The following is a 24689-nucleotide window of genomic DNA, read 5'->3' on the forward strand; positions in this document are numbered from 1 at the left end:
CGCTCGCGGAAAGCGGCGCGGCGGACCGATCAGGACTCCATGACGCCGCGCATCCTGTGGCATAAGAGCCCCCGCAACGCCACAGGAACGACGCCACAGGAACCCGGCCTCACATGATCCGCTTCGACAACATCAGCAAGCAGAATGGTCACCGAATCCTCTTCCTCGAAGCATCGGCGGCGTTGAACCGGGGCGAAAAGATCGGACTCGTCGGTCCCAACGGCGCGGGCAAGACGACGCTGTTCCGCATGATCACCGGCGAGGAACTGCCGGACACCGGTCAGGTGGCGATCGAGAAGCAGGTGACGATCGGCTACTTCAACCAGGATGTCGGCGAGATGTCGGGCCGCTCCGCCGTGGCCGAGGTCATGGACGGTGCCGGTCCGGTCAGCACCGTGGCCGCGGAACTGGCGGAGCTGGAAACCGCCATGGCCGATCCCGACCGCGCCGACGAGATGGACGCCATCATCGAGCGCTACGGCGAGGTCCAGGCCCGCTTCGACGAGCTGGGCGGCTACGAGCTGGAGGGCAAGGCGCGCGAGGTGCTCGCGGGTCTCAGCTTCAGCCAGGAGATGATGGACATGGACGTCGGGATGCTGTCCGGCGGCTGGAAGATGCGCGTGGCGCTGGCCCGCATCCTGCTGATGCGCCCCGAGGTCATGCTGCTCGACGAGCCGAGCAACCATCTGGACATCGAAAGCCTGATCTGGCTGGAAGGCTTCCTGAAGGGCTTCGAGGGCGCCCTGCTGATGACCTCGCACGACCGCGAGTTCATGAACCGGATCGTCAACAAGATCATCGAGATCGACAGCGGGTCGCTGACCAGCTACTCCGGCGACTACGGCTTCTACGAGCGCCAGCGGGCGCTGCGCGAGAAGCAGCAGGAGGCGCAGTTCGAGCGGCAGCAGGCCATGCTGGCGAAGGAACTGAAGTTCATCGAGCGCTTCAAGGCCCGCGCCTCGCACGCCAGCCAGGTCCAGAGCCGGGTGAAGAAGCTCGACAAGATCGAACGGTTCGAGCCGCCGAAGCGCCGCCAGCTCGTGACCTTCGACTTCCCGCCGGCCCCGCGCTCCGGCGACGACGTCGCGGTTCTGAAGAACGTGCACAAGGGCTACGGCAGCCGGACCATCTACGAGGGCCTGGACCTGACGATCCGCCGCAAGGAGCGCTGGTGCGTCATGGGCGTCAACGGCGCCGGCAAATCGACCCTGCTGAAGCTGGTGGCGGGCGCGACCGAGCCGGACAGCGGGACCGTCGCGGTCGGCGGCAGCGTGCGGATGGGCTATTTCTCCCAGCACGCGATGGACCTGCTCGACGGCGACAAGACAGTGTTCGAATCGCTGGAGGCGTCCTTTCCGCAGGCGAGCCAGGGAGCGCTGCGCGCGCTCGCCGGCTGCTTCGGCTTTTCCGGCGACGATGTGGAGAAGAAGTGCCGCGTCCTGTCCGGCGGCGAGAAGGCCCGTCTGGTCATGGCGACCATGCTGTTCAACCCGCCGAACTTCCTGGTGCTGGACGAACCGACCAACCACCTCGACCTCGACACCAAGCAGATGCTGATCGCGGCCCTGTCGGCTTATGAAGGCACCATGCTGTTCGTGTCGCACGACCGGCATTTCCTGGCCGCCTTGTCCAACCGCGTGCTGGAGCTGACCCCGGAGGGCATTCACCAGTATGGCGGCGGCTACACCGAATATGTGGCGAGCACCGGGCAGGAGGCGCCGGGCATTCACTGAGGCGCGGGGGATCGTGCGCCGCAACAAGCGGCTTGCGCGATCCGCATCCTCCATGGAAACTCGGCACCGTGTCGTCGGGCTGAGATGCGCAACCTTGGAGATGGGAAATGGCTGGGTACGACAACGCCGACGGCCCCGCGGGGCTGGTCATCCGCCTGATTGACACCGCGGTGAAGGCTCTGGACGATATGTCCGACGCTGCGGGCGACATTGCACCGGACGTCGGCGATCTGACGGACACGCTGGTCGCCGCCCAGCGCATCGCCGACCGGGCGGCGCAAGATTTGCGGCGCCTGTCCCAAAAGGTGGCCGTCCAGAAAGTGGCCGCCCAATAGCGGCCGAAGCGGTGCGGCGCCGGGAAAGCGCCGCACCGATCCTCCCCTACCGGCGCTGGCCGGCGGTGAAGGCGAAGTTGTCGAAGCTGTTCTCGGCGACGCGGAACCACAGATATTCCTCGTCGCGGAACTTCTTCCACGGCTCGTAGATCTTGGCGAACTTCGGGTTGTTCTTGGCGGTCTCGTCGTACAGCTCGTAGGCCGCCTTGTAGCACGCCTCCATCACCTCGCGCGGGAAGGGGCGGAGCTGGGCGCCGCCGGCCACCAGCCGCTTCAGGGCGGCGGGGTTGTCGGCGTCGTACTTGGCGTTCATGATCGCCAGCGCCTCGAAGCAGGCCGCTTCCAGGGCCGCCTGATAGGGCTTCGGCAGCTCGTCCCACTTCTGCTGGTTGACGAGAAGCGACACGTTCAGCCCGCCTTCCCACCAGCCGGGGTAGTAGTAATACTTGGCGACCTTGTTGAAGCCGAGCTTCTCATCGTCGTAGGGGCCGATCCACTCCGCCGCGTCGATGGTGCCCTTTTCCAGCGACGGGTATATGTCGCCGCCGGCGATCTGCTGCGGGACGACGCCCAGCTTGGTCAGCACCTGGCCGGCGAAGCCGCCGATGCGGAACTTCAGGCCGCTCAGGTCCTGGACCGTCTTGATCTCCTTGCGGAACCAGCCGCCCATCTGGGTGCCGGTGTTGCCCGCCGGGAAGTTGACGACGTTGTAGCCCTTGAAGAAGTCGCGCAGCAGTTCCATGCCGCCGCCCTGGAGAATCCAGGCGTTCTGCTGGCGCGCGTTCAGGCCGAACGGAACCGTCGAGTCGAAGGTGAAGGTCGGGTCCTTGCCGACATAGTAGTAGCTGGCGGTGTGACCGCACTCGACCGTGCCGTTCTGAACGGCGTCCAGAACCTGCAGGCCGGGGACGATTTCACCGGCGGCGAAAGGCCGGATCGTGAACTTGTTGTCGGTGATGGCCGCGACGCGGCGCGAAATCACGTCGGCGGCGCCGTAAATGGTGTCCAGGCTCTTCGGAAAGCTGGAGGCAAGGCGCCAGTGGACTTCCGGCGTGCTCTGCGCGATGGCCGGAGCCGCCAGGGTGCTGGCCGCAACGCCGACACCGGCGCTGGCGAGGAATGAACGGCGTTTCATAGCGGGAGTCCCCTCCTGTTCTTTTGTTCAGGAACGAACCTATCAGCGTCCTCCGCAGCCCCGCAAAATGTTAGCCGTGCAATGAGCGAATGGCTTACCCGACGAAATGTTTCGTGACAAACGGTTGCGCATTAAAACCCAGAGTTACAGCGCCGCCACCTCATGGTCGCGGAACCGTCCATAAGTGTAATGGGCAGCACACCCCCCTTCCGCCGACACCATGCAGGAGCCCATCGGGTTCTCCGGCGTGCAGACGGTGCCGAACAGCTTGCAATCGCTGGGCTTCTTCACGCCGCGCAGGATGTCCCCGCATTCGCACCCCCTGTGGTCGGGAACGGTGCGGCCCGGCACGGCGAAGCGCCGTTCCGCGTCGAAGGCGGCGAAGCTCTCCCGCAGGCACAGGCCGCTGTCGGGAAGCGAGCCGAGGCCGCGCCATTCGAAGCCGGGGCGCAGATCGAAGGTCTCGGCGACGATCCGCTGGGCCTTCCGGTTGCCGTCGCGGGTCACGGCGCGGGTGAACTGGTTCTCCACCTCGGCCCGCCCATCGTTCACCTGACGGATCAGCATCAGAATGGCCTGGAGCACGTCCAGCGGCTCGAACCCCGCGATGACCACGGGCTTGCGGTAGGTCTCGGCCACGAACTCGTAGGGACGGCTGCCGATGACGACGGAGACATGCGCCGGCCCGACGATCCCGTCCAGCGGCAGCGTGCCCAGCGTCCGCACCTCCGGGCTGTCCATGATGCCGCGGATGGCGGCGGGGGTCAGGACGTGATTGCAGAAGACGCTGAAATTCCCGAAATTTTTTGCCTTGGCCGTCTGGACGGCCACCGCGGTCGGCGGCGTCGTGGTCTCGAAGCCGATGGCGAGGAAGACCACCTCGCGGCCCGGATTCTCCTCCGCGATGCGCAGGGCGTCCATGGTGGACAGAACCATCCGCACGTCCGCCCCTTCGGCCTTGGCCTTCAGCAGGCTGACCCGCCCCGATCCCGGCACGCGCAGCACGTCGCCGTAGGTGCACAGGATCACGCCGGGCTGGCGCGCGATGGCCACGGCGTCGTCGATCCGCCCCACCGGCAGGACGCAGACCGGACAGCCCGGCCCGTGGATCATCCGCACATTGTCCGGCAACAGGTCGGGGATGCCGTAGCGGGACACCGCGTGGGTGTGGCCCCCGCAGAACTCCATCAGGCTGTAGGTCCGCCCGGTCGCCGCTTCCCGCCCGATCGCGGCGGCGATGCCGCGGGCCAGCCCCGCGTCCCGGAATTCATCGACGTACTTCATGCCCCGCCCCCTCGGCCTGCCGTGGCGGCATTTGGACGGCGGCGGGCGGCGCTGGCGTTGATGCGGATCAAGAAGAGGGTTCGGGGGACGGCGGCGCGCCTTCCCCCCGAACCACGCCTTTACTTCGAAGCGCCCATCAGGGGCAGCGACAGTTCCGGCCCGCGCCCCGAATCCTCGATTCCGATGGCGGAGGAACCGGGCGTGCCCAGGGCCACGCTCACCGGACGCCCGTTGTTGTGGTTCTTCCACATCTCGTAGAGCGCCAGAGTCGCGTAGATCTTGGCCTCGCGGCTGGTGTTGTAGAGCCATTCCTGGGTCGGAATGACACGGAGCGCGCCGTTCCCCGACTGCTCCACCCGTTCCGCGAAACGGTAGCCGAGCTGGTTGTTGATGTTCGCCAGCAACCCGTCGAAGCCGGAGGAGATCCGCCCGAACCCGGCATCCGACGCGGCGGAGGACGCGCCGCCGAGCGTGCTGGGCGTCTGCCGCTTCACGAGGTCGCCGAAAACCCAGCCCTCCTCGCCGGTGCGCATCGACCGCACGCCGATCCAGCTTCCTTCCTGCTTCAGCTCGATCACCTCGTCGCCGCGGGTGACCGTGGAGCGGATCGAGGCGTTGTCGGACGGGGCCGCGCGCAGGTTCACCTTCTCGCCGGTCACCGTGTGGATGTCGCCGGGCGCCGCCGCCGCGGGCAGGGCCAGCGCCGCCGCCACGCCGATGCCGGCCAGGGTTCCCAGGAAACTCGTCGTCATCCGAGACATGTGCATTCTCCCGCAGAACACGCGCATCGCGCGCCGTTTCCCCTACAACAGGCAAAGGCGGGGTATGCTCCAAGGACAGGCGCGGTACGGACGGGACTACTCGAAAGACACACGCAGCGGGCTGTCCCCGGCGGGCCAGACGCCGCGGTCCACGGCGCGGGCGCCCTCGAAGACCAGCCAGCTCTGCCGCCCGTAATGGGGCAGCGGGCGCAGCAGGGCCTGGAGCGCCGCCGCGTCCTCCGCCGCCACCGCCAGCACCGGACGCCCCTGCGGGGTTCTCGCGGTCCACACCCGCGCCGTGCCACGCCCGTCGAGGCTGTCCGGCACCGGCGGCAGGCCGAGCCGGGCCAGTAGCCGGTCCACCTCCGCCGCCGTCCCGATCACGGCAAGAGGAGCGGCAGGATCGGCGCGATCAAGGTCGGCGCGGTCCGCGGCGGCGATGCGCGGCTTGCCGTCCGCCAGCCGCTCCGCCAGCGCGCGGGCGGCCTCCGCGGCGGGACCGTCGGCGGCGATGACCGTGGTGGTGGCGTGGTCCAGAGTCACGTCGCGCAGGGTCGGCGGCGCCTCCCCCGGCGCCAGACGGCGGAACAGCTCGACGTCCGGATCGACCGACAGCGCCAGTGGCCGCGCGGCGGTCGGGACCGTCACGGTGGCCTCGCGCCCGTCGAGGCGGACGCTGTGCCGCTCCGCCCCCGCCGCCGTCCGCACCTCCACCGGCACGGTCAGACCATAGGCCGGCTCGGTCTGGCGCAGGGTCAGGGTCACCCCGTCGCTTCCGGCCTTCGCCCCGGCCAGTTCCAGCGCGGGAGCGCCCACGCGGGTCAGCCATTGCTCGAAGAAGGAACCGAGGTCCCGCCCCGATGCCGCCTCGAAGGAGCGGCGCAGGTCGTCCCACCCCGCGTCCGCGAAGCGCTTGTCCTCCCAGAAGCGGCGGATGCCGGCGTCGAAGGCGTCCGACCCGATTTCGGCGCGCAGCATGTGGAACAGCATCGCCGCCTTGCCGTAGCCGACGATCTGGGCGGCGTCGTGGACCTTGGCGCGGAACTCGGTCAGGGCGGAATCGCGGCCCGCCGGAAGCGCCGCGTAGTCGCGCAGCCAATCCAGCCGCATCGCCCGCGCCGCGTCCTCGCCCCGCGCCTCCGCCGCCGCGTAGTCGGCCATGAAGGTGGTCAGCCCCTCCGACCAATTGCCGGGCCAATTGCCTCCCTCGCCCACGCGGACTCCATTCCCCCACCAGTTGTGCAGGATCTCATGGGGCAGAGACTGGGCGCGGATGAAGGGCAGCGGCATCACCTGCCGCCCGATGTAGGTCAGCCCCGGAAAGCCCAACCCGACCGGCAGCGGCGCCGACAGGATGGCGAAACCGGCGAAGGGATAGGCGCCGATCCGCGCCGCCTGCGCGTCGATGGTTCGGGCACTGAGGTCCAGATAGTCGTCGGCCAGCGCCGCCTGCTCCGGATGGAAATAGGTGCGCAAGCGAAGATCGCCGTGCCTCCGCTCCGTCACCTGCCACGCCCCGGCGAAGAGCGACGGCTCCTCGACGCTGCGCTCCTCGGCGAAGGTGGCGGTGTAGCCCGCGCCGTCGCGCGTCTCCTCCAGCAGCCGGCCCGTCGCCACCGCGACGAAGGGCGCCGGCACGCGGACGGTTAGGCGCCAGGAGGGCGGCCGGCCGCTCTCCGGCATCGGGAGCCAACCGCTTCCCGCGGGCAGATAGGCCCCCTCCGCCCCGCCACCCCCACCGCGCGATTCCGGCGTCAAGGGCGGGAGCATCCCGGCGTAGCGCAGGCGAAGCTCCCCGCCCCCCTCCCGCACGGTCACCGGCAGGGCGTTGCCGCGCACCGCGACCGGCTTGCCGTCGAGCAGGGCTTCCTCCACCGCCAGCCCCGGCGCCAGCCGCAGCCGATGCGACCCGGCGGGCAGCCGCAGCCGGTCCTCCACCTCCAGCCGCCGCGCGGCGGGGTCCAGCGTGACGGTCAGGTCATGGTGCAGGCCGGCGGCCCAGCCGGGCACGGCGGCGAGGATGCCCAGAAGGGCCAGGAGGAAGGTCCGCATGCCCTTCCAATATATGGCTTGGGCTGCGCCGCGCCAGCCGCCTCAACCGGCCCGCGCGCGCACCGCGGCCAGCAGGCTGCACAGGCCGCGGTCGTGGATGCCGATGGCCTCCAGATGGGCGACCGTGTTGGCGAGATAGTCCAGGTTCGGACCGCGCTCCCCCCGGCATCCGGCGATGCGCTCCGCCATGGTGGTCTCGTCCATGCAGCCGCAATATTGCCGGTGGCGGCGGTCCACCACGAAGGTGCAGGCGGTGACCGGCGTCCCGCCGTCGCGCGGGCGGACGGGCAGCAGCTTCGGGCGGTAGACGCGGTTCAGCATCTCCCGGTCCCACAGATAATCCAGCGTCTCGGGCACCCGCTCCGCCGCCACGCGGAAGACGATCCCCCGGCAGGAGCCGCCGCGGTCCAGCCCCAGCACGAGGCCGGGCCGCTCCGGCGTGCCGCGGTAGCGGTGGGATGACACGCAGAAACGGCGGTGGTAACCGCCCAGAACCGCCGGGTGACGCTCCAGAAAGGGAAATTCCGGGTTCCACATCAGGGACCCGTAGGCGAAGACCCACAGGTCGGCGCCGGGTGTCACGGCGATGTCGGCGGACCAGGAAGAGTTGGATGGTGCCGGACGCGGCGCCGGTGCATCGACCGGAAGCTCGGCAACAGGCGATTGCGTATCGAGCAGCATGACCCTTAAGCAATGCAGCGTGCGCCGACTGGTGGCGACGCGGTGAATGCTAGCACGGCCCCTGGCCGCCCGCTATAAGGTGGGTGCCATAAAACGGAAATGCCACAGATGCGCGTTCGGAAGATCCTGGGCTTTGCCGTTCTTGCCCTTGCCCTGCTGGCCGGCGCCTATTCGGTCTGGTGGTGGCAGGCGGCGTCGGCGGTGGAGCGCGGCGTGCTCGCCTGGATGGACGAGCAGCGGGCCGCGGGCGCGGTGGCGGCTCATGGCGGGCTGAGCGTCGGCGGCTATCCCTTCACCATCCGCGCCGCGCTGGAGACGCCGCACCTCGCCACCCGCGACGCGGAGTGGCGGGGCGCCCGGCTGGTGGCGGAAGCCCCGCCCTGGAACCACACCCACATCGCGCTGTCCCTGCCCGGCGAGCAGCGCGTGACGGTGGTGCAGGCGAACCAGCCGCCCTTCACGCTGGTCGCCCGCGACGGGGGCCAAGGGCATGTCGGCCTCACCCTGACTGGCCAGCCGGTTGAGGCGCGGCTCACCTTCACGAATCTCGTGGCGCAGCCGGACGCCTTGCCCGTCCCCATCGCCGCGCTGGACCTGACCGCCTCCCAGCCCGCCGAACCGCCGGCCAGCCACACCGACACCGGCCTGTCCGTCACTCTGGAGGCCCGCGGCGCCACCCTGCCCGACGGCACGCCGGACTCGCTGGGCCGCGAGGTGCAGCGGCTCCTGCTGACCGCGCGCATCCTCGGCCAGCCGCCGAAACCGGAGCCGGCCAGCCTGTCCGCCTGGAGCCGCGACGGCGGCACGCTCCAACTCGACGGGCTGAACCTGGATTGGGGACCGCTGAAGCTGGCGATGAACGGCACGCTGGCGCTGGATGCCGCCTTGCAGCCGCAAGCCGCGCTGACGGCGGAGGTGCGCGGGTTCCAGGCGGTTCTGGACGCGCTTCAGGGCCTGTTCCGGCCCAAGGATCTGGCGATGGCCCGCACCATGCTGGGCCTGCTGGCCCGCCCCGCCGGGCCGGATGGCGAGCCGGTGCTGACCGCCCCGGTCACCGTGCAGAACCGCGGGTTGTTCCTCGGCCCGCTGAAGGTCGCGGCGCTGCCGGCGGTGGTCTGGTAGGGGGCGCTTTGCCCCACCCTTCCCACGCTTTGCGTGGACCCCTTCCCTCCCCGCTTTCGCAAGGGAGGGAGAATAGTCCCCTCCCCTGCGTCAGCGGGGGAGGGTTAGGGAGGGGGCAAGACGTCGCGACGCGACAACCTCACGCCGCCTTCAGCATCCCCTGCATGTCCTCGTAGGACGGCAGATGGTCCAGCTTGCCGACCGCGGACACCGCCATCGGCCCGGCGAAGACGCGGTTGGCCGCCGCCGCCACGTCCTCCGGCGTCACGGCGTCGATGCGCTCGAAGATTTGCTCGATGGTCCGGATCTCCCCGGTGCGCAGCAGGGTGCGGGCGAAGCGGTCGGCGCGGCGCATCGTCGATTCCAGCGACTTGCCCACTGAAAAGCGCATCTGTTCCTTCGACCGCTCAAGCTCCACCGCGGTCACGCCGTCGCGGGCCTTGCGAAGCTCCTCGAAGAAGACCGGCACGAGTTCCGCCACCTCTTCCGGCCCGGTGCCGGCGTAGAAGCTGAGCGCCCCGCCGTCCGCATACTGGATGGGGGCTGCGTAGACCGAATAGACCAGCCCGCGCTTCTCGCGGATCTCCTGGAACAGGCGGGAGGTCATGCCGCCGCCCAGGATGTTGGCGAGGTGGCGCAGCGCGTAGCTCGCGGAATCCTCCGTGCCGACGCCGGGGAAGGCGGCCATGAAATGCACCTGCTCCGCGTCGCGCTTCAAAAGCGCCGCCCCGCCCTTGTTGACGACCGTCTCGTGGAAGGGGTCGTCCTTGGCGGTCAGATGGCCGAACAGCGCTTCCGCGCGGCGCACCACCGTGCCGTGATCGACGTTGCCGGACACCACGTAGACCATGCGGCGCGGGTCGTAGTGGGACACGTAATCGAACAGATGCTCGCGCCCGAAGCCCGCGACGTTCTCCTTCGGGCCGAGGATCGGGCGACCCAGAGCCTGCCCGTCGAAGGCGGTGCGGCGCAGCGCCTCGTAGACCACGTCCTCCGGCTCGTCGGCGTAGCGGCCGATCTCCTGGATGACCACGCCGCGCTCCTTCTCCACCTCCTCTTCCGGGAAGACGGAGTTCAGCACGATGTCGCCGATGATCTCGCAGGACACATCGACGTGCTTGGCAGCCATCTGCGTGTAGTAGGCGGTGACGTCGTAGTCGGTGTAGGCGTTGAACTCGCCGCCGCGGTTCTCGATCTCCAAAGCGATGCCCAGCGCGTCACGGCTTTCCGTGCCCTTGAAGATCATGTGCTCCAGGAAATGGGCGATGCCGTTCACCGCGGGCCGTTCGTTGCGCGCCCCGACTCCGACCCACACGCCGCTGGTCACCGTGCCGAGATGAGGCAGGTGGTCCGTCAGCACGCGGAAGCCGTTGGCAAGGGTGGTCAGTTGGATCGTCACACAGGGTCTCCTGGTAGGGCACGGGGCCGTCCGAGAAAAAGGGGGCCGCGAAAAAGGGGTCCGCGAAAAAGGGCGTCGTCATGACGTGGGATGCCGTCCGCGCAGGAACAATGCCCGGCGAGGCGAGGTCAAGCGGACACAGTTCAAGCGGACACAGTTCAGGCGGGCGTCAGCCCCGCGGCGGCGCGAGGGCGGCGCTGAGGGCGCGGCGGTTGCGGTGGGCGCGCATCAGCAGCGGGGCCGGAACGTTGCCCGGCACCAGCAGGCGCCCGCCCGGCAGCAACCGCACGCCGTGCCGTTCCAGTTCGTTCAGCAGCTCCGCCGTTGATCTGCGCATGGTCGTCCTCCGCCGACGAGATTTTCACGGTTCCCATCATGGCGGAGAAAACCGATAGGATCTATTCGGTTCATCCTATTCCATCGATAGACATCACCTATGAACGCCGACCGGTTCAGTGACGGGTTTTCAGCGCCGAGAGGCGGTCGGACAAGCTGCTGGGCGCCGGCTTTGCTCCCGTCGCGGCATCGAGCGCGGCCTTGATGTGGGGATCGTCCTCCTCCGGCTTGGACGGCTTCAGCAGGTCGGCCTTGGCGCTGGATGCCTCCGCCCGGGCGAGGTCGCGGGCCGCGGCGTCCTGCATCGCCTTCAGCGCGGTGCCGAGACTGGAGGTGGCGCTGCTCAGCCCCGCCGCCTGCCGGGCCGCCTCCGCCCGCTGCTGGGCCATGTCGCGCTGCTGGGCGGCGCGACCCATGTCGCGTTCGGCCCGCTGCAACGCGCTGCGCGCGGCCTTCAGCTTGCCACCGGCCTCGGCGTAGGTCTTTTCCAGCATGGTCAGGAAGTCGCGCGCGTCGTGGGCGTCCTGCTCCTCCCGGTCGATCTCCGGGGCCATCTGCTCCAGCATCCCGACCAGCGTCTCCAGGCTCTGCTGAAGCTGGGCCTTGCGTCCGGCGTCGGTCTCCGCCTCCATCTGCCGCTGAAGATGCTCGGCGGCGGTCATACGCTGACGGGAGAGCTGGAGGATGGCCTCCGCCTCCTTTTGCTCCTTCTCATAGGCGGCGCGCGCCTGCGCGACTTGAAGGCCGAGACTGTCCAGATGCTCTTCCATCGTGCGCAGTTCGGCCTCCGTTGCGGCCTTCGGGTCCCAGCGGACCAGGGCTTCCACCGCCGACTGGACGGCCTGATCGGTCTTCACCCCGACGAGGTTGCGGATGAACGAGATCATGGTTGCGGTTCCTCTCCGTTGCGGCGGGTCTTCACCCCGCCATGGCTCCGGCGTTCAGCAGCGCGATGGCGATCTGGAGCCCGGCCAGCGCCGTGCCCGCGGCGACGTTGCCGGATTCGATCATCGTGCGCAGGTCGCGGAACAGCCGGATGGCGATCAGGAAGGTAATCAACTGCAGAAGCAGGGCAATCGCTCCCCAGATCAGGATGTCCACAAGGACGAGGCTGGTCGCCAGCGTCGCCGCCAACGGGATCGCCAGCGCCACCACCGTGCCGCCCAGCACCACGCCGGCCGCCTGGTTGCCGCTCGCCAGCAGGTCACGCTCGTGCAGCGGCGTGACCGCGACATAGACGGCCACCCCGATCAGGAACAGGGCCAGGGTCGCCCCGAAGTGCAGAAGCAGCAGCGGCAGGCCGGATTCGAGGCCCTGCAGGATTTGCGCGACGCTGGTGTCCATGGTGTCTTCCATCCGGGCTGGCGGGATCGGGCGAGAGGTTCAGGCGAGCGATAGGGAGGCGGGGTTGACGTCGATGCCGGCGCGGACCTCCACCCACGCCTCGCCGCCGTCCTCCACCGCCGTGACCAGCACATATTCGGTCAGGGGCGCGGGGTCGGCGGCGCCGGTGGGGGCCGCGTAGAGCATGGCGGTCAGGCGGCGCGTGCGGCTGCCGCGGTGGTCGGTCAGCGTCTCGTCGAAAGTGATTGGGGCGACGCGGGACGCGCCGGGCGACCACAGCCGCCCGTACAGCTTTCCGTCCTTGGTCTGGAATTGCGGGTAGCCGATCATCCCGTCGGCAGGGTCCAGCCAGAAGCCCCATTCCTCGTTGTCGGTGGGGTGCACCTCGTCCAGGACGGAGAACCAGCGGCATTCGTCCGGCGCTCCGCCGGCCCCCAGATGAAGCTGGTAGAAGCCGCGCCCGCCCGGAAGATACAGCCGGTGCAGAGTGACGCCGCCGCCCGTCAGCGTGCCGACGGCCTCGACGCTGACCATCGAGCCGGCCCCCTCCGGCGCCGCGGCCTTGATCGCCCCGCCGCCCAGCAGGAAGGGGGTGGGATCGGGCGTCAGCGTCATGCCCACGCGGAACAGCGACGGCTCGTAGGACGCGCCGGTGGCCTTGGCCTTGACGATGCCGGCGGCGGTGCTGGCGGCTGTGCTCCAGGGAGAACGGGTCATGGCGGAACCTCCGGGCCGGGAACCGGACGAGCGGCGGCGGCGCAGGACGGTCACCGCAACCACCATTCCTCCGACAAGCAGAATCAGAAGGAGCAAGGTGCCCAGGCCGCCCCCGGAGTCCTTCGAGGGTGCCTCGGGCGCGGCTTGCGCGACGTCGCGCGGGATGTCCGGCGGCAGGTAGTTGGGGTCGCTCGGTCGGTCCTCCTGCGCGCGAAGGCGGGTGTCGAGATCGTCCAGGCGCCTTCGCAGATCGGGATCGTCCTGCGCGCGCCGTTCCGCCTCGGCGCGCCACTCCGCATAGCCGGGGTCGTTCCGGTGGTTGTGGAACCAATCGGCGTAGCCGGGGCGCGACAGGTTATCGAGCAGGAACCAGAGGAACAGCCCATTCCACAGGCCGAAGCTGGAACGGCTGCCGGAGGCCCAGCCCGGCGGGCGCCAGCCGCCGTACCAGCCGCCCGGCCCATAGCCGCCGGTGCGCCGCTGCCCCCAGCCCGAGCCGGAGCCCCAGCCACCGCCGCCCTGCCACCCCCCTCCTCCGCCCCAGCCGGACCCGGAAGCGGACCCGGAACCGGACCCGGCGGGCGGTGCGGTGACCGGCGGGGTGCGCTGCTGCTGCTGTTGCGCGCGGTAGCGGTCCAGCGCCTCGCCGCTCGACCGCCGCGACACGCCCAGGTCGCCGCCGCCGGACGGCGCCCCGCCGGGAAGGCCGAAGGACGGCCCGCCCTGGGGACGGCTGTAGCCACCGCTGCCGGCGGAGGGTGCGCGCGACGGGGCGGAGCGGGTGGAGAAGGACGGGGTGCGCACGGACGGACGGCTGTAGCCCCCGCTGGAGCTTCGCCCCCCGCCGGCCCGCGCCTCCGCCGCCTGCGGCCAGAGCAGCGCGGCAGAGGCCGCGGCCAGCCCGGCGGGCGCCGCTGCGGGAATCGCGGACGGCAGCGGGTGGAGCGGAGCCAGCGCCAGAAGGACGCTCAGGAACCGGGCGATGATCCGGCGTCGAAGGGGCATGGAGCCAAGGGGCATGGGGCCTGCGCCGTGCGTGGGTGCACAGCCAGAACACACGACATGCCCAATTGTTCGCCATACACTCCTTCGGCGACGGGTCGGCGGCGACGGGCTAGTCATTGTGATGCCGCGTTCCGCGCAGCAACCCGCCGGGGCGTTCATTGCAAAGATGATGAGAAATTCAGGAAATCGCCACCCCTCCACAGGCCCGGCGGGAGCAAGTTGTAATACCACTTCTATGGCCGGCGCCTGAAAACGTGTCGCAGGCGGAGCGTTGACTTGACGAGTCCCGAGGCGGCGACGTAAGACATCTCCGTTCCGCGGAAGTTCCTTCCGGAATGGAAGGACCGGCGGCGTGGGAAGACGCCGCAAGGGCAAAAAAGCCGGGTCCGCGAGCGCGCCCCCGGGTCGGGGAATCGGACGACTGTTGAGCAACCTTGGATGAGAGGACCGCACCGTGCTTGAAGCTTACCGCCAGCATGTCGCTGAGCGTGCCGCGCTCGGAATTCCGCCCCTGCCGCTTTCGGCCAAGCAGACCGAGGAGCTGGTCGACCTTCTCCTGAACCCGCCGCAGGGCGAGGAAGCCTTCCTGGTCGATCTCATCACGCACCGCGTCCCGGCGGGCGTGGACGACGCCGCCAAGGTCAAGGCCGCCTTCCTGGCCTCGCTCGCCAAAGGCAACGAGACCTCGCCGCTGATCTCCAAGGTCAAGGCGACGGAGCTGCTGGGCACCATGCTCGGCGGCTTCAACATCAAGCCGCTGATCGACCTGCTGGGCGACGCCGAGTGCGGCGAGGCCGCCGCCGCGGGCCTGAAGACCACGCTGCTGATGTTCGACTACTTCCACGACGTCAAGGAGCTGGCCGACAAGGGCAACGCCAACGCCAAGGCGGTGCTGCAGTCCTGGGCCGACGCGGAGTGGTTCACGTCGCGTCCGGAGGTTCCGGCCAGCCTGACGCTGACCATCTTCAAGGTGTCGGGCGAGACCAACACCGACGATCTGTCCCCGGCCCCGGACGCCTGGTCGCGCCCGGACATCCCGTTGCACGCTCTGGCCATGCTGAAGAACCCGCGCCCCGGCATCGTGCCGGAGGAAGCCGGCGTCCGCGGCCCGATCAAGCAGCTTGAGGATCTGAAGGCGAAGGGCAACCTCGTCGCCTATGTCGGCGACGTGGTCGGCACCGGCTCCTCGCGCAAGTCGGCCACCAACTCCGTGCTGTGGTGGACGGGCGAGGACATCCCCTACGTCCCGAACAAGCGTTTCGGCGGCGTCTGCCTGGGCTCCAAGATCGCCCCGATCTTCTACAACACGATGGAAGACGCCGGCGCCCTGCCGATCGAACTCGACGTCTCGCAGATGGAGACGGGCGACACGGTCGAGCTGCGCCCGTACGAGGGCAAGGCGCTGAAGAACGGCGCGGTGATCGCCGAGTTCACCGTCAAGTCCGACGTGATCTTCGACGAGGTGCGCGCCGGCGGCCGCATCCCGCTGATCATCGGCCGCGGCCTGACCGCCCGTGCGCGTGAAGCGCTGGGGCTGGCCCCGTCGACCCTGTTCCGCCTGCCGTCCTCTCCGGCGGACAGCGGCAAGGGCTTCTCGCTCGCCCAGAAGATGGTCGGCCGCGCCTGCGGTCTGCCGGAAGGCCAGGGCGTGCGTCCGGGCACCTATTGCGAGCCGAAGATGACCACGGTGGGTTCGCAGGACACCACCGGCCCGATGACCCGCGACGAGCTGAAGGATCTGGCCTGCCTCGGCTTCTCCGCCGATCTGGTCATGCAGTCCTTCTGCCACACCGCGGCCTATCCGAAGCTCGTGGACGTGAAGATGCACCGGGAGCTGCCGGCCTTCATCTCCACCCGCGGCGGCGTCGCGCTGCGTCCGGGCGACGGCGTGATCCACTCCTGGCTGAACCGCCTGCTGATGCCGGACACCGTAGGCACCGGCGGCGACAGCCACACCCGCTTCCCCATCGGCATCAGCTTCCCCGCCGGCTCGGGCCTCGTCGCCTTCGCCGCCGCCACCGGTGTCATGCCGCTGGACATGCCGGAATCGGTTCTGGTCCGCTTCAAGGGCGAGATGCAGCCGGGCGTCACCCTGCGTGACCTCGTCAACGCCATCCCGCTCTACGCCATCCGCCAGGGCCTGCTGACGGTCGAGAAGAAGGGCAAGAAGAACATCTTCTCCGGCCGCATCCTGGAGATCGAGGGTCTGCCCGAGCTGAAGGTGGAGCAGGCTTTCGAGCTGTCCGACGCCTCGGCCGAGCGTTCCGCCGCCGCCTGCACGGTGCGGCTGAACAAGGAGCCGATCATCGAGTACATGCGCTCCAACATCACCCTGATGAAGTGGATGATCGCGAACGGGTACGAGGACGCCCGGACGCTCGGCCGCCGCATCAAGGCGATGGAAGGCTGGATCGCCAACCCGAACCTGCTGGAGCCGGACGCCGACGCCGAGTACGCCGCGGTGATCGAGATCGATCTGGCCGACATCAAGGAGCCGATCGTCGCCTGCCCGAACGATCCGGACGACGTGAAGCTGCTGTCCGAGGTTGCCGGCGACAAGATCGACGAGGTCTTCATCGGCTCCTGCATGACCAACATCGGCCACTTCCGCGCCGCCGGCAAGGTCCTGGAAGGCAAGTCGGACATCCCGACCCGCCTGTGGATCGCGCCGCCGACGAAGATGGACGCGATGATCCTGAACGAGGAGGGCTACTACAGCGTGCTCGGCAAGTCCGGCGCGCGCATGGAGATGCCGGGCTGTTCGCTGTGCATGGGCAACCAGGCGCAGATCCGCAAGGGTTCGACGGCCATGTCCACCTCGACCCGCAACTTCCCGAACCGTCTGGGCATCGACACCCGCGTCTATCTCGGCTCCGCCGAGCTGTCCGCCGTCTGCGCCCTGATGGGCAAGATCCCGACCCCGGCGGAGTATCTGGAGAAGGTGAGCGTGGTCAACCAGAAGGCCGCGGACATCTACCGCTACATGAACTTCGACCAGATCAAGGAGTTCCAGGACGTGGCCGACACGGTCGCGGCCTGATCCGCCTTCCTTCTTTCCCCTCCCCCCGCCCAGCGGGGGGAGGCCGGGAGGGGGGCCGGGTGCGAGGACTTCTGCGTTGATGAAAAGCCCCGCCGGGATCGCTCCGGCGGGGCTTTTCTTCTCTGGCTTCGGGATTTGAACCACAGACACGTACAGCCCCGCCGATCGAACCATCCGTCGATGCGCATCCTCCACCATCCGGAAAAACGATGCCGTGGCCTCGACAGGCAGGGTTGCCATCGTCACATCTGATCCCCAAACACAAAAATGGGAGGCAGAAATGGCAGCGGCTCCGTCCGGGATGGTGTTCGAGAACCCCGAAAGCGGTCAGCGGGAAGTGGTGGGCAACCGCGAAATCCTTTGGGCCTTCCTTCTCGGTCCCGTCTATTTCGCGAAGAAGGCGGAATGGCTGCACGCGGGGATTCACGCGCTGCTGATCCTCATTTCCATCCCGCTGTGGCCGACCGGCGCCCTGATGACGTTGGGCGTCTGGGTCGGTTATGCCTGCGCGGCGCCGACGATCCTGGAGTACCGGTTCCAGAAGATGGGGTGGCAGAAGGTTGCCGGCTGAGATGAGATGGGCGTGGTAGCGCCCGGCCCCAACCCTCCCCCACCTTTGGCAAGGGAGGGCTTTTGAGGGTCAGGCGGTGGTGCCGAACTCTTCGGGGGACAGCACCAGAACGCCGTCCTCGTCGGCGAAGACCAGATCGCCGGGGTTGACGCGGATGCCGGCCAGGGTCACCGGCAGGCCCCTCTGCCCCTCGCCGTTGCGGACGGTCTTGCGGGGGATGGCGGCCAGAGCCTTGATGCCCAGGTCGAGCGTGGCGAGCACCGCGGCGTCGCGGACGCAGCCATGGATGACCACGCCCTCCCAGCCGTTCTTCACCGCGTCCTTGGCGATCAGATCGCCCATCAGGGCGGCGCGCAGGCTGCCGCCGCCGTCCACCACCAGCACCTTGCCTTGCCCCGGCGTCCCCAGCGTCTCCTTGACGCGGGAATTGTCCTCGAAGCACTTCACGGTCACCGCCGCGCCGCTGAATGTGCGGCGCTGGCCGAAGTCGCGGAAGACGGGGTCGGCGACGCGGGCGGTCTTCTCGAAGCGGTCGTAGAGGTCGCAGGTGCTGTCGAAGTCGGTCATGCGGTTTCGCTCCCCTTATTCAAGCTTTGACGGCAGGATACCCACAGACCAGCGATGGTCAATCCTCCGGCGAGGCGATGGCGCCGGTGCTGGTGCGTTCCAGAATGGCGCGGCGACGGAAGCGGTACAGCTCCGCGGGGCGCCCGCCGGTCTGACTCTCATACTGGCCGGTCGGCTCCACCAGCCCGCCGGAGATCATCAGGCGCCGGAAATTCTGCTTGTGCAGCCGCTCGCCGGACAGCGCCTCGACCACCTGCTGAAGCTGATGCAGGGTGAAGGTCGGTGGCAGCAGTTCGAACACGATAGGGCGGTATTTCAGCTTGCCGCGCAGCCGCTCCAGCGCCGTCGCCAGCATCCGGCGTCCGTCTCGCGCCATCGGGCGGCCCAGGGCGCGGGGCATCTCCAGCCGCACCGTCCGCTCCTCCACCCCCGCCCGGCGGGCCAGATCATGGTCGCGGAACGCCTCCACCACCAGCCCGGCCTCGTAGAGAAGCTCGTACCGTTCCAGCACCCGTTCGGAATCCCATTCGCCGCCGTCCAGGGCGAAGGCCATGCGGGCGCGCTCGCCGCGGCGGGTGCGGGCGGGCTCGTCGGGTGCGGCGGCGACCCAGCGGGCCAGCGCCGGGCGGATCACCGATTCGAGCAGCGGCGGCGGCGAGTCGCGCCAATCCTCCCAGGGGAAGAACTCGTACAGCCCGCGCCACTCCGCCCCCTCGATGCGCAGCGGCGCCTCACGCAGCAGCGCCAGATAGCCGACCACCAGCGAGCGCGGGCCGCCGAACAGCTCGTGCGGGTCGCGGTAGCGGTCGCCGAAGCTGTAGAGCTGCTCCACATAGCGCAGCGCCAGCCCCGCCGTGTCCTCCGCCACCGCGCGCACGCCGTCCTGAAGGGTGCGGAACCGTGCGGGATCGAACGGCGCCCCCGGCAGCGCGTCGCGGTGGGGCGGCGGCTCGTCGCCGCGGCGGTGCGATTCGGGGATTTCGAAGCCGCTGCGCACGATCACCACGCGCGGCTCCGCCCCGTTCGCCGAGGCGCCGCTCACCGAAACGATGGCCGCCGTCAGGCCGATCTGTGTATCCTCCGCCACGCCCCGTCCGCCTCCCCGCTGCCGACCCGCGGCGGCAGGATAAGCGGGCCGGCGCCGCAAATCACCGCTCTTCGCACCGTCCGCCCCCGCGAAATCTCGCCGCAAGCTTGCCCTTCCTGACACTTTTGTGACTCCCCGAACGCGCTGGTGATGTTACACCAGCCGCGACGCCGAGGCTCGCGCGAGTCCCGGCGTTGTGGGCGGGTGCGAATTGGAGAACCACGCATGCTGAATCTGTTCCGGGCCCTGATGCCGCGCGAAGAACGGTTTTTCGACCTGTTCGCCGACCACGCCCGGACGGTCGCGACGGGCGCCGAGGCGCTGCGGGCGATGATGACCAGCGGCCAGGACCTGGAGGAGCGGTTCCGCACCATCCGGCAGGTCGAAAGCGAGGCCGACGCCATCGAGAAGGAAATCCAGCTCGCCGTCCACCGCACCTTCATCGTGCCCTTCGACCGTTCGGACATCCAGGAACTCGGCAAGCGGATGGACGACGTGCTCGACTTCATCGAGGAGACCGCGCGTCACCTCGTGGAGGCGGGCTTCGGCGACTACACGCCGGAGATGCACGCCCAGGCCGACGCCATCGTGCGCTGCACCAGCCGGCTGAGCGCGGGCATTCCCCTGCTCCGCGACATCCCCAAACACGTCGAGCAACTCCACGCGATGACCGCCGAGGTGTCGCGGATCGAGAGCGAAGGCGACCGGCTCCTGCGCGAGGCCAAGCACCGGCTGCGCGACGAGAGCGGCGGGCTCGACGCCCCCATCACCCACCGCCACGCCCTTCAACGCGAGATCGTCGAGCTGCTGGAACGCGTGCTCGACGCCTGCGAGGACGTGGCCGACACCATCGACGGCATCATCGTCGAACAGGTCTGAATCCCATGGAAGCCGTTACCCTCGCCCTGCCCATCCTCATCGGGCTGATCGGCGTCGCCCTCCTCTTCGATTTCCTCAACGGTCTGCACGACGCGGCCAACTCCATCGCCACCGTGGTTTCCACCCGCGTGCTGTCGCCGCAGACCGCCGTCATGATGGCGGCCTTCTTCAACTTCATCGCCTTCCTGTTCTTCGGGCTGCATGTGGCGACCACCATCGGCACCGGCATCGTCGGGGCGGGGGTGGTCGATCCGCACGTCATCTTCGGCGCGCTGATGGGCGCCATCGTCTGGAACGTCTTCACCTGGTGGCTGGGCATCCCGTCCAGCTCGTCCCACGCGCTGATCGGCGGCCTCGTCGGGGCCGGCGTGGCCAAGGCGGGGCTGGCGGCCATCGTGGCGTCCGGTCTGGCGAAGACCGCCGCCGCCATCGTCGTCTCCCCCGTCGTCGGCTTCCTGCTGGCCAGCGTGATGATGGTGGGGGTGTCCTGGTTGTTCCGGCGCACCACCCCCTTCGCGGTGGACCGGCTGTTCCGCCACCTGCAGATCGGCTCCGCCGCGCTCTACAGCCTGGGGCACGGCGGCAACGACGCGCAGAAGACCATGGGCATCATCGCGGTGCTGCTCTATTCGCAGGGGTTGCTGGGTCCGACCTTCCATGTGCCCTTCTGGGTGGTCATCACCTGTCAGGCCGCGATGGGGCTGGGCACGCTGTTCGGCGGCTGGCGGATCGTGAAGACGATGGGGTCGAAGCTGACCGACCTGAAGCCGGTCCAGGGCTCCTGCGCGGAGACGGGCGGTGCGATCACCCTGTTCGCCGCGACCTGGCTCGGCGTGCCGGTCAGCACCACCCACACCATCACCGGCGCCATCATCGGCGTCGGCGCCGCCCGCCGCACCAGCGCGGTGCGCTGGGGTCTGGCGCACGGCATCGTCATCGCCTGGGTCATCACCCTGCCGGCGACCGCCATCGTGGGCGCGGTCTTCTACGAAGTCTCGATGGCGCTCTGGTGAGCGCCGAACGCGAAAAGGGCGGCCCGAGGCCGCCCTTTTTCGTACCGTCCGCGTTTTTCAATGGAGCGGGCGAAGGGATTCGAACCCTCGACCCCAACCTTGGCAAGGTTGTGCTCTACCCCTGAGCTACGCCCGCGCCGCTCCGGCGGAGGAGCGCCCGTATACGCCCCGGCGGCGGCGAAGGCAAGACCCGAATTTCACGAGCCCCGCTTTTTCACGAAGCGCCCCCTGCGCCAGCCCTTGCGCCAGCCCTTGCACCGGCGGCACGCCGGCTCGGCAGGCATGCGGTCCGGCGCGATCACCCAACTGTGGATTGCGCGAAAAAACATACCAACATATGTTACGCTGCCCCGTTCAGGACGAAATTGCCAAGCCATTGCTTTGAATGTCCAAGCATTCGACGTTGCATCATCCAGTATGCCGATGACGCTCCGCAGGGGGGCTTCGATGGCCGAAACGGACACGGAGTTGGGCGGGCCACGGGCCTTGCCCGTGGCGGCGCCCCTGGAGGCCCCCGTGGAGGCCCCCGTGGAGGCGTCGTGCCGCCCCATGCCCGCGGCGGATGCGCCGGACGGCGGCTTGACCCGGCACAACGGCGCCGAACGCAAGGTCGTGACCGTGCTGTTCGCCGACATCGTCGCATCCTCCAGCATGGTGTCGGGCCGCGATCCGGAAGAGGCCGACCAGACCCTTCGCACCATTCTGCGCATCCTGACCGACGCGGTGGAGCGCTACGGCGGCACGGTGGCCCAAGTGCTGGGCGACGGCATCATGGCGGTGTTCGGCGCGCCCTCCGCCCAGGAGGACCACGCGTTGCGGGCCTGTCTCGCCGCGCAGGACATCGCCCGGTCGGCCATCGATTCGGACGAGTTCAGGATGCGCATCGGCATCAGCTCCGGCGAAGTCGTGGCGCAGGTCATCGAGACGGGCGTCTGGACCGACTACCGCACCGTGGGCGAGACCGTGCATGTCGCCGCCAAGCTGCAACAGCGGGCGGCCCCAAACGGCGTGCTGCTGAGCCGCGAGACGCGGGACCTCGTTCCCAAGGGCCTGACCGTCCGCCCGGCGGGCACGCTGCGCCTGTCCGCCGCGGCGGAGCCGGTGACCGCCTTCGCGTTGGAGGGCGCGCGGGCGATTCGGCGCACCGCGATGGACCTGCTGTCCGCCGAAGGGAACCTGTTCGTCGGGCGCCAGTCCGAGCTGGCGCTGCTGACCGACGCCCTGCGGCAGGCCGAGCGTGGCCGCGGCGCCTTCATCCTGCTGACCGGCGAGGCCGGCATCGGCAAATCCCGGCTGACCGGGGAGCTGATGCGCAGCCCGGAAGCCGCCGCCTTCGCCGTCGCCATCTGGCCGCAGTTCCCGATCCGCCGCCTGGGCGACCCCGACGACCTGGAGGCGGCGGCCCGCTGCCTCGCCCTGTCCGTCTGCGGGAGCGCCGAAGGCGAGGCGGTGGCGCGCCTGACCGCCGCCGCCGCGCGCAACGGCGGCGAACTGGCCGGCGAGGCGATGCGGGAGCTGCTCGGCCAACCCTCCGTCCACCCGTTGTGGCAAGGGCTCGACCCGGCCCAGAAAGCGGATTTCAGCATCGAAGGGCTGGTCGCGGCGATCCGCGAGCTGTCCGTGGAGCGCCCGCTGCTGATCCTGGTGGAGGACGCCCACTGGACGCACGGGCTGACCAACCGCCTGTTGGACGCGCTGGCCGAAGGGGCGGAGGACGCCCGCGTCCTCGTGCTGGTCACCTCACGGCCGGACACGCCGGGTGGCTGGACCGCGCCGGACCACATCCACGCCATCGCGCTGGACCCGCTGGACCCGCTCCAGGCCGACGAGTTCCTGGACCACTGGCTGGGCCACAGCCCGTCGCTGGCCGACCTGAAGGCGCGGGTCGCGGCGCAGAGCCAGGGCGTGCCGCTCTATCTGGAAGAATCCCTTCGCACGCTTGAGACGTCCGGCGCCATCGTCGGCAGCCCCGGCTCCTACAGGCTGGGCAGGACGGACGCCCGCGCGACCCTGCCGGCCACGGTGCACGGCCTGCTCGCCTCGCGGATCGACGCGCTGGAGCCCGGTCCGCGGCGCGTGCTGATGCACGCGGCGGTGATCGGCACCTCGGTCGATCTCGGCCTGCTGCGCGCGGTGTCTCCCATCTCCGCCGCCGACCTGCCGGCGGCGCTGGCCCGGCTGGAGCAAAGCGGCTTCTTCGCGCGCTCCCGCCTGCTGCCGAACCTGGAGCTGACCTTCCGCCACGCGCTGGTGCAGGAGGTCGCCTACGCCACCCTGACCAAGCGGGAGCGCCAGCCGTTGCACGGGCGGGTGCTGCACGCTCTGCGCCGCCGGTCCGACCGCAACCTGCCGAACCGGGCGGAATTGATCGCCCATCACGCCTTCCATGCCGAGAATTGGGCGCTCGCCTGCGCCTACGGCCGCCGGGCGGGTCGCCGGGCGGAAATGCGTTGCAAGCATTTCGACGCCGGGCGCTTCTACGAGCAGGCGTTGAAGGCGCTGGATCACCTGCCGGACACCCGCCGCAACACCCAGCGGCGGATCGACCTGTGGGTCGGCATTCCCCTCGTCCTTCTGCCGCAGGCCCGCCAGTTGGCCGGCGACCCGCTGGAGGAGGCGCGGGCCATGGCGCTTGGCATCGGCGACCGCATCCGCTACGCCCGCGCGACCTCGCTCAAGGCGTCCTTCCAATGGGTCTACGGCGCGTTGGACGGGGCCATCGCGCTCAGCCGCAGCGCGCTCGACCATCTGGGAGACCATGGCCTGGGAGACCGTGGCCTTGGAGAATGCGGCACGGTGGAACTGCGCATCCAGGGGCTGATGCGGCTCGGCGGCATGCTGGTGGACAAGGGGCATTTCCCCGAAGCCCAGGAGAAGCTGGAGCTGGCGCGCACGCTCGCGCTGGCGCACGCCCCGCACGCCCGCTTCGGCCTGACCGCGGTGGCGGTCGCCATCACCGCCGCCTATCAGGGCCGCTGCCTGGCCGAGATGGGGCGCGACGCCGAGGCCGTCCGGGTGATGCACCACGCGCTCGACATCGCGGAGGAGGCCGGGCACGCCTTTTCGATCTCGTCGGTGAAGGTCCATCTGGCGCTGGTCCACATCATCGGCCAGCGCTTCACCCAGGCGCTGCCGCTGCTGAAGGACGCCGTCACGATCACCGAGGCCACGCGCCTGCACATCTTCCAGCCCATCACGCTGGGGGCGCTGGGCTACGCCATCGCCCGGACCGGCGGCGCGTCGGAGGGGGCGCGCCTGCTGAACGCCAGCCTGGAACAGGCGCACATCCTGAACCACGCGCTGCCCAGGCCGCGCATCCTGAACTGGATGTCAGAACTGGCGCTGGAAACGGCCCAGCCCGGCACCGCGATCGGCTGCGCCACCAGAGCCCTGGGCATCGCCACGGACGCCGGGCAGTTGTCCGAACAGGGCTGGTCGCACTTCGCCCTAGCCCAAGCCTTCGCCGCCACCGACCGGTTCCGGGAGTCCATGGACCATCTGGCGGCTGCCGAGACGATGAGCCGCCAGCTTTCCATGACGCCGCTCGCCGAGCGTTGCCGGGTCTTCCGCCGCTGCCTTGCCGCGTCCGGCGCGCCGGCGTGATCCACGGGTCGTCAGGCGGACGGCG

20 protein-coding genes and 1 tRNA gene are annotated in these 24689 nt (G+C 69.4%); 8 read left to right on the top strand and 13 right to left on the bottom strand.

What is annotated here, in order from left to right; all coding sequences use genetic code 11:
• Window positions 1–113 precede the first annotated feature (113 nt).
• Both DS843_RS07320 and DS843_RS07325 read left to right on the top strand, forming a co-directional pair.
• Window positions 114–1733 carry an ABC-F family ATP-binding cassette domain-containing protein gene (locus DS843_RS07320; RefSeq protein WP_149468233.1) on the top strand — a complete coding sequence of 540 codons (1620 nt, stop codon included), beginning with the start codon at window positions 114–116 and terminating at the stop codon, window positions 1731–1733.
• A 107-nt stretch (window positions 1734–1840) separates the two neighbouring features.
• Complete coding sequence (locus DS843_RS07325; RefSeq protein WP_149468234.1) at window positions 1841–2068, top strand: hypothetical protein; 228 nt, start codon at window positions 1841–1843, stop codon at window positions 2066–2068.
• Between the two features lie 46 nt (window positions 2069–2114).
• Here DS843_RS07325 and DS843_RS07330 read toward each other — a convergent pair whose 3' ends face one another.
• The 5 genes from DS843_RS07330 to DS843_RS07350 form a co-directional block, all read right to left on the bottom strand.
• Window positions 2115–3203, bottom strand: a complete 1089-nt coding sequence (locus DS843_RS07330) for a TRAP transporter substrate-binding protein (protein ID WP_149468235.1) — start codon at window positions 3201–3203, stop codon at window positions 2115–2117.
• Window positions 3204–3347: 144 nt separating this feature from the next.
• A complete protein-coding gene (gene hypD / locus DS843_RS07335; protein WP_149468236.1) occupies window positions 3348–4487 on the bottom strand; it encodes a hydrogenase formation protein HypD in 1140 nt (379 codons plus the stop codon).
• Between the two features lie 119 nt (window positions 4488–4606).
• Complete coding sequence (locus DS843_RS07340; protein WP_149468237.1) at window positions 4607–5248, bottom strand: SH3 domain-containing protein; 642 nt, start codon at window positions 5246–5248, stop codon at window positions 4607–4609.
• Between the two features lie 96 nt (window positions 5249–5344).
• A complete protein-coding gene (locus DS843_RS07345) occupies window positions 5345–7300 on the bottom strand; it encodes a M1 family metallopeptidase (RefSeq protein ID WP_149468238.1) in 1956 nt (651 codons plus the stop codon).
• A 42-nt stretch (window positions 7301–7342) separates the two neighbouring features.
• Window positions 7343–7981, bottom strand: coding sequence for a gamma-glutamylcyclotransferase (locus DS843_RS07350; RefSeq protein WP_149468239.1), 639 nt, complete (start codon window positions 7979–7981; stop codon window positions 7343–7345).
• A gap of 108 nt (window positions 7982–8089) precedes the next feature.
• Here DS843_RS07350 and DS843_RS07355 point away from each other — a divergent pair, with 108 nt between their 5' ends.
• Window positions 8090–9103 carry a DUF2125 domain-containing protein gene (locus DS843_RS07355; protein ID WP_149468240.1) on the top strand — a complete coding sequence of 338 codons (1014 nt, stop codon included), beginning with the start codon at window positions 8090–8092 and terminating at the stop codon, window positions 9101–9103.
• A gap of 139 nt (window positions 9104–9242) precedes the next feature.
• Here the strand turns inward: DS843_RS07355 and DS843_RS07360 are convergent, their stop codons facing one another.
• The 5 genes from DS843_RS07360 to DS843_RS07375 all read right to left on the bottom strand — a co-directional run bounded on the left by DS843_RS07360 (window position 9243) and on the right by DS843_RS07375 (window position 13919).
• The gene (locus DS843_RS07360; protein ID WP_149468241.1) at window positions 9243–10502 is read right to left on the bottom strand and encodes a M16 family metallopeptidase; all 1260 of its coding nucleotides are present in this window, start codon (window positions 10500–10502) and stop codon (window positions 9243–9245) included.
• A gap of 169 nt (window positions 10503–10671) precedes the next feature.
• Window positions 10672–10839 carry a hypothetical protein gene (locus tag DS843_RS31080; protein ID WP_167525223.1) on the bottom strand — a complete coding sequence of 56 codons (168 nt, stop codon included), beginning with the start codon at window positions 10837–10839 and terminating at the stop codon, window positions 10672–10674.
• 115 nt (window positions 10840–10954) lie between these two features.
• Window positions 10955–11725: a hypothetical protein gene (locus DS843_RS07365; RefSeq protein ID WP_149468242.1), complete on the bottom strand. Its 771-nt coding sequence runs from the start codon at window positions 11723–11725 to the stop codon at window positions 10955–10957.
• A 31-nt stretch (window positions 11726–11756) separates the two neighbouring features.
• Window positions 11757–12182 (bottom strand): DUF350 domain-containing protein, encoded by a 426-nt coding sequence (locus DS843_RS07370; RefSeq protein ID WP_149468243.1) that lies wholly within the window; start codon window positions 12180–12182, stop codon window positions 11757–11759.
• 39 nt (window positions 12183–12221) lie between these two features.
• Window positions 12222–13919, bottom strand: coding sequence for a DUF2491 family protein (locus tag DS843_RS07375; RefSeq protein ID WP_286191983.1), 1698 nt, complete (start codon window positions 13917–13919; stop codon window positions 12222–12224).
• A 439-nt stretch (window positions 13920–14358) separates the two neighbouring features.
• Between DS843_RS07375 and acnB the strand changes: the two genes are divergently transcribed.
• Together acnB and DS843_RS07385 are read left to right on the top strand one after the other, a co-directional pair.
• Window positions 14359–16944: a bifunctional aconitate hydratase 2/2-methylisocitrate dehydratase gene (gene acnB / locus DS843_RS07380; protein WP_149468244.1), complete on the top strand. Its 2586-nt coding sequence runs from the start codon at window positions 14359–14361 to the stop codon at window positions 16942–16944.
• Window positions 16945–17158: 214 nt separating this feature from the next.
• A complete protein-coding gene (locus DS843_RS07385) occupies window positions 17159–17515 on the top strand; it encodes a hypothetical protein (RefSeq protein ID WP_286191984.1) in 357 nt (118 codons plus the stop codon).
• Window positions 17516–17584: 69 nt separating this feature from the next.
• Here the strand turns inward: DS843_RS07385 and rraA are convergent, their stop codons facing one another.
• Window positions 17585–18082 (bottom strand): ribonuclease E activity regulator RraA, encoded by a 498-nt coding sequence (gene rraA, locus DS843_RS07390; protein WP_149468245.1) that lies wholly within the window; start codon window positions 18080–18082, stop codon window positions 17585–17587.
• Between the two features lie 58 nt (window positions 18083–18140).
• Window positions 18141–19169: an NUDIX hydrolase gene (locus DS843_RS07395; protein ID WP_167525224.1), complete on the bottom strand. Its 1029-nt coding sequence runs from the start codon at window positions 19167–19169 to the stop codon at window positions 18141–18143.
• 225 nt (window positions 19170–19394) lie between these two features.
• On the opposite strand from DS843_RS07395, the gene DS843_RS07400 reads away from it, so the two are divergent.
• Window positions 19395–20048, top strand: coding sequence for a DUF47 domain-containing protein (locus DS843_RS07400; RefSeq protein WP_149468246.1), 654 nt, complete (start codon window positions 19395–19397; stop codon window positions 20046–20048).
• 5 nt (window positions 20049–20053) lie between these two features.
• On the top strand, window positions 20054–21061 hold the full coding sequence (locus tag DS843_RS07405; protein WP_149468247.1) for an inorganic phosphate transporter: 1008 nt from the start codon (window positions 20054–20056) through the stop codon (window positions 21059–21061).
• A 61-nt stretch (window positions 21062–21122) separates the two neighbouring features.
• Here the strand turns inward: DS843_RS07405 and DS843_RS07410 are convergent.
• Window positions 21123–21197: transfer RNA gene (locus tag DS843_RS07410), tRNA-Gly, on the bottom strand.
• Window positions 21198–21508: 311 nt separating this feature from the next.
• On the opposite strand from DS843_RS07410, the gene DS843_RS07415 reads away from it, so the two are divergent.
• The gene (locus DS843_RS07415; RefSeq protein ID WP_167525225.1) at window positions 21509–24664 is read left to right on the top strand and encodes an ATP-binding protein; all 3156 of its coding nucleotides are present in this window, start codon (window positions 21509–21511) and stop codon (window positions 24662–24664) included.
• The last annotated feature ends 25 nt before the right edge of the window (window positions 24665–24689 follow it).

This window comes from Roseomonas genomospecies 6 (assembly GCF_008365375.1).
GTDB lineage: Bacteria > Pseudomonadota > Alphaproteobacteria > Azospirillales > Azospirillaceae > Azospirillum.